Source organism: Ruegeria sp. SATB027, assembly GCF_059613825.1.
In genome coordinates, this window is the sequence record NZ_JBXWTH010000029.1 from 1 (window position 1) to 4,510 (window position 4,510).

The following is a 4,510-nucleotide window of genomic DNA, read 5'->3' on the forward strand; positions in this document are numbered from 1 at the left end:
CGAACAAAACACCTCAGCACGCTAACTGGGGAATTTTACCTCGGCCGTTTTGGGGAGAATTCATCCGGCAGTCACAACAAAGCTACAAACCGGGGGACGCGCTCTCGATGACGCAGAACGTCACCGGCCGCGATCTGCTCACCCCGGATGAAATCATGCAGGTCCACCCGGACAACCAGCTCCTGCGTGTCCAGGGCAGGCCCACGGCCATTGCCCGCAAACTGCGCTATTACACCGATCCCGAATTCAAGGGGCTGTTCCAGCCGCATGACCAATAGCGAGAAAGACAATCGAGCATGTCAGATCAAATCTCCTCCCCTGCCCTCACTGACGAAGAGCTGCGCGAAACCCTCGATATGGTAGGCACCGTTCTGGCCAGCGTGTCGGATCGGGTCGATGCCCAGACCAGCGCTATGGATCGTCTGAACAAAACGGCGACAGAGGCGCGGCAGGCAGCCTTCGCGGCCCAGAACCAGACCGATCCGGAGCACTATGGGGATCTGGTTGGGCATGCGATCAATGCCCGTGTTCGCGGTCCGTTGGAGGCGATGTCTCAGGTTGCCAATTCTCTTGAAGCACAAAGCAGACACACGGACGCGGTTCTCAAAAAGGCTGAACAGGACAAATGGGAAGTCTTCAAAGACATTAGGGAACAGGAAAGAGAGATCGAGCGCTTCAAAACCCGCCTGCCCTGGTTTGGTCTGGGCGCTGTTGTTTTGGCTCTTGCGCTGGCGGTGGTGCTTCCTCGTTTCTCAGCAATCAACAGCACCACATGTGCTGTCTTTGGTGGGGCTTGGGTCCAGACAACAAAGGGTCACCCGGTATGTGTGCACTATCAGGATTGAAGCTTTTGCGGAAAATTAACGGGATTGACGTGGCAGAGCTACCGGGGTCTGTTCCGGCTGTGGGAAGGAGTGCACCGTAAAGAAATCCGGCGACAACGTCCCGTTTGAACCCATTGGATTTTTTCGCCCATAGCCCTTGGATATTTCTTATGCCAAAACCGTCCCAAACAACCAATCGTTAGAATGGGATAGGTAAAATTGGCTTCCTACTTCTTTCTTCGTTTTTGCTGCCGCCGCATCCCGATTTCCCGGAGACAAAACAGAACTCAGGAAAGCTCTTTTCATAGGTTGGGTCAAAGCAAGTCTGTGATGCCACAGGCAAGTCGTGAATGGGTCACCTTCTTGGTTGATTTTGGATCCGGCGCTTGACCTTCCTGATTTTGAGGTCGACGATATTTTCGTCGGAATGCAGGAACATGCGTACAGGCGCTTGTCTCCAGCGTGCCATAAAAACGGTGCGCCGAACTTCGATATTTACTAGGAGATGACACTAATTGGATGAACTTGTAGAATTCAATAATTCATTGGTTGAGGAAGTCGCAGCAGGAGCATCAGCAAGCGGCATTTCACAGGCCGACACCTTTTTTGAGCGGATGGCGACGCTTCTGGAGACAGAGGGTGAGATTGCAACGTTTGATCGGGTTACATTTCTCACCAACAGTCAAGGCAAGACCGTCAGAATTGATGGTATCGGTGGAGACCCTCGTGAGTCCGACGGTATCCTTAGCGTCATCGTCAGCGATTTTTATGATGGAGATGCGGCGGTCAAGATTAATGCGAGCGATGCCAAGAAGGCCTTCGGCCACCTGATCAACTTTGTTGCCGCCGCGCGTCGAGCAGCCTTCCGGGAGGATCTGATCGAAGGGAGTGCTGAAGCAGGTGCTGCCTCGATTATTACTTCTGCGTGGTCATCTATCACGAAGATCAAACTCATTCTCATGACCAACGCGACCTATAGTGCCAGGACAGACGCGGTTCTTGCGGGCAAGATTGATGGCATTCCAGTCACCTACAACATCTGGGATCTTACACGCTTCCATCGCTACGAGACGTCGGGACACGCTCGGGAAAAGATCATCGTCAATTTCCGGGAAGATTTTGGCGCAAGCATCCCGGCACTGGCTGCTTCGAGCAGCGGCGAACACCTCGACAGTTATCTTGTTGTGATCAACGGCCATCAATTGGCCGAAATTTATGACAAATGGGGCGCGCGACTATTGGAGTCGAACGTTCGGAGCTTCCTTCAGGCGCGTGGCGCTGTGAACCGGGGTATTCGGGACACCATCAAGGATGAACCGGCAATGTTCTTCAGCTATAACAACGGGCTGTCGGCAACGGCCGACTGTGTCGAGGTTGAGAAGACATCGGACGGTCTCAGGATCGTGTCAGCGACAAACCTGCAGGTAGTAAATGGTGGTCAAACTACAGCTTCTCTCCACGCGGCTCGGAAAATCTCGCCAGATACGCTCGAACAAGTCCACGTGCAGATGAAGTTGACAGTTGTTCCGTCGGATGCTTCTGAAGAGGTTGTCCCGTTCATCTCAAAATACGCCAACAGTCAGAACAAGGTCAGCGCGGCGGATTTCTTCTCGAACCACCCTTTCCATATGAGGATGGAAGAATACTCAAGACGGGTTTTGGCTCCGGCCGCCGAAGGTACAAACCGCGAGACAAAATGGTTCTACGAGCGCGCAAGGGGCCAGTACCTTGTCGAACGCGCCAAGAAATCCCAAGCTGAACGTCGGCGTTTTGATCTCGAAAACCCGAAACCGCAATACTTCGTCAAAACCGACCTTGCGAAGGTCGAGATGAGTTTCCGCATGCGGCCTGATACGGTTAGCAAGGGCGCGCAGAAAAACTTCGGCGAGTTTGCTCAGATGATCGGGGCGGAATGGAACCGGAGTGACAAGAAGTTCGATGAGACATGGTATCGGCGCCTGGTCTCTAAACTGATAATCTTCCGTCATCTCGAAAAGACAATTCCGAAACAGCCGTGGTATCCCGGTGGATATCGAGCGAACATTGTTACTTATTCTATCTCCAAATTGGTCTCGGACGCAGATGAAAGGGATCATGTTATTGATCTTGATGCCGTATGGCGGCGCCAATCGGTATCTCGGGATCTAGGTGACGCACTATTGATCGCGGCTGAAGCGGCAGTGGAAGTAATCACCCACCCCGAAGCGGGCGTGAACAATATAACGGAATGGGGAAAGAAACAGGCGTGTTGGGCGACCTTGCAGCGGGTTGAAATCGACTATGGGCCCGAGATTATGAATTGCCTCGTTGAGCCAGAGCAAGCACGCGCCGTTCAGAGAGATGGCCGTCGCGAAGAAGCTGTAATTTCTGGCATCGAGGCCCAGACTTCGGTGATTGAGGCCGGAGGTGAATTCTGGAACCGGCTCAGGGAATGGGGAGGAGGCAAGAGGATATTCAGTCCAAAGGAGGATGGCATTCTTAAGGCTTGCGGCCTGTTCCCGTCCAAGCTGCCGTCGGAAAAACAATCGGTCATCGCACTCGACCTTCTGGAGCGGGCCCGAGAGGAAGGCTACGTGGATGAGGATGAATCTCCGAGGATCCGGATATCCTCCTTGTCACGACAGCACTAGGATACAACTGTCAGCATCAATGGACCCGCCGCCAGGCCGTCAAACGGATTCGAACGCCTTGATCAGGTTCAGGCTTTTCAGTGTCTTTCGGCCTGATCCCGATCGAATACTGGTTGCCGAAGCTGGCTCGTGATATTTCGAACTCGTCACCTTCCCGGGCGCCAACGTCCCGAAACCAGCTCGTCATGTGTGTAATCCGGTATTCATTTCTGGTGCCACCCGGATCGTGAAGGCGGTTGTTGTAGTAGACGAAACGGAATTTCATCGTGTGTCCGGTTTCGTCGATGCACTCAATCCACGCGTCAGGGTTCTTTATGTCCTGGTCAAGAGCCGGCAGCATTGCGAGAAGTTCCTTCTCGCCTTTAGGGATCAAGACGCCGCCTTGGTGTCCACCAGTTTTTCCGACATCATTGGCACTCAGTCGCTTTCTGAATTTTTCACTGCTCATGACTTCACCGGCATTATTTCGAGAGCACGTTTGAGATCATCGGCGTCACGGGTCGAGACTGGCACGGTCTCGTTCGCAAGGTCGTTTTTCCATGCGGACCGATCGATCATTACTTCCTCCACGGTATCCAAATAGAAAAGCCGATAGACCGTAACTGGTTCGGTCTGCCCTCTTCGGTGTGCCCGTGCACTTGCTTGGGCTTCAAGCGCGGGATTCCACACCGGAGTGAAATGGATAACAACAGTTGCCGCAGTAATATTCAATCCCGCCCCCGCCGCTTTCGGGTTGAGGACCAAGCAGGCCGGTCCTTCGTGAGCTGCGAATACATCGATGATGGTTTGCCTGTCCTCCTGAGGGGTTGAACCGTTTATGGCCCCCCAATGGGTATCGGGTATATGGGAACACGCTTGCTGAAGAAGGTCACCGATCCGATTGAAAAGAGAGAAAACAATGACCTTTCGACCATTGGCAAACGCCTCACGAAGAAGGTCGACTGCTCGCTCCATCTTGGGTGTAATAAGAGGCATGCCTTGTCTAACGTCAGCGCTTGTGGGACAGATTTGAGGTTTTCGTAACGGAGGATTTCTGGTTCATCGCAGCCTATATGG

The 4,510-nt window shown here is 53.2% G+C and carries 5 protein-coding genes; 3 read left to right on the plus strand and 2 right to left on the minus strand.

Annotated elements, in window-relative coordinates; translation table 11 throughout:
* From AC2FPW_RS07095 to AC2FPW_RS07105, 3 genes are all read left to right on the plus strand, one after another.
* On the plus strand, positions 1-278 hold a 278-nt coding region (locus tag AC2FPW_RS07095), incomplete at its 5' end, for a type IV secretory system conjugative DNA transfer family protein (RefSeq protein WP_496812990.1).
* 18 nt (positions 279-296) lie between these two features.
* Positions 297-845 (plus strand): hypothetical protein, encoded by a 549-nt coding sequence (locus AC2FPW_RS07100; protein ID WP_496812992.1) that lies wholly within the window; start codon positions 297-299, stop codon positions 843-845.
* 494 nt (positions 846-1,339) lie between these two features.
* The gene (locus AC2FPW_RS07105) at positions 1,340-3,454 is read left to right on the plus strand and encodes an AIPR family protein (protein ID WP_496812993.1); all 2,115 of its coding nucleotides are present in this window, start codon (positions 1,340-1,342) and stop codon (positions 3,452-3,454) included.
* 16 nt (positions 3,455-3,470) lie between these two features.
* Here the strand turns inward: AC2FPW_RS07105 and AC2FPW_RS07110 are convergent, their stop codons facing one another.
* Both AC2FPW_RS07110 and AC2FPW_RS07115 read right to left on the minus strand, forming a co-directional pair.
* Positions 3,471-3,902 carry an EcoRII N-terminal effector-binding domain-containing protein gene (locus AC2FPW_RS07110; RefSeq protein WP_496812994.1) on the minus strand — a complete coding sequence of 144 codons (432 nt, stop codon included), beginning with the start codon at positions 3,900-3,902 and terminating at the stop codon, positions 3,471-3,473.
* Entirely contained in the window at positions 3,899-4,429 is a 531-nt protein-coding gene (locus tag AC2FPW_RS07115) for a C-terminal helicase domain-containing protein (RefSeq protein WP_496812995.1), read from the minus strand. The genes AC2FPW_RS07110 and AC2FPW_RS07115 overlap by 4 nt, the downstream gene beginning before the upstream one ends.
* Between the last annotated feature and the right edge of the window lie 81 nt (positions 4,430-4,510).

What these genes read in the sequence shown, in the direction of transcription:
- AC2FPW_RS07115 (WP_496812995.1), bottom strand. Translation starts at nt 4,429, where the DNA reads ATGCCTCTTATTACACCCAAGATGGAGCGAGCAGTCGACCTTCTTCGT.
- AC2FPW_RS07110 (WP_496812994.1), bottom strand. Translation starts at nt 3,902, where the DNA reads ATGAGCAGTGAAAAATTCAGAAAGCGACTGAGTGCCAATGATGTCGGA.
- AC2FPW_RS07100 (WP_496812992.1), top strand. Translation starts at nt 297, where the DNA reads ATGTCAGATCAAATCTCCTCCCCTGCCCTCACTGACGAAGAGCTGCGC.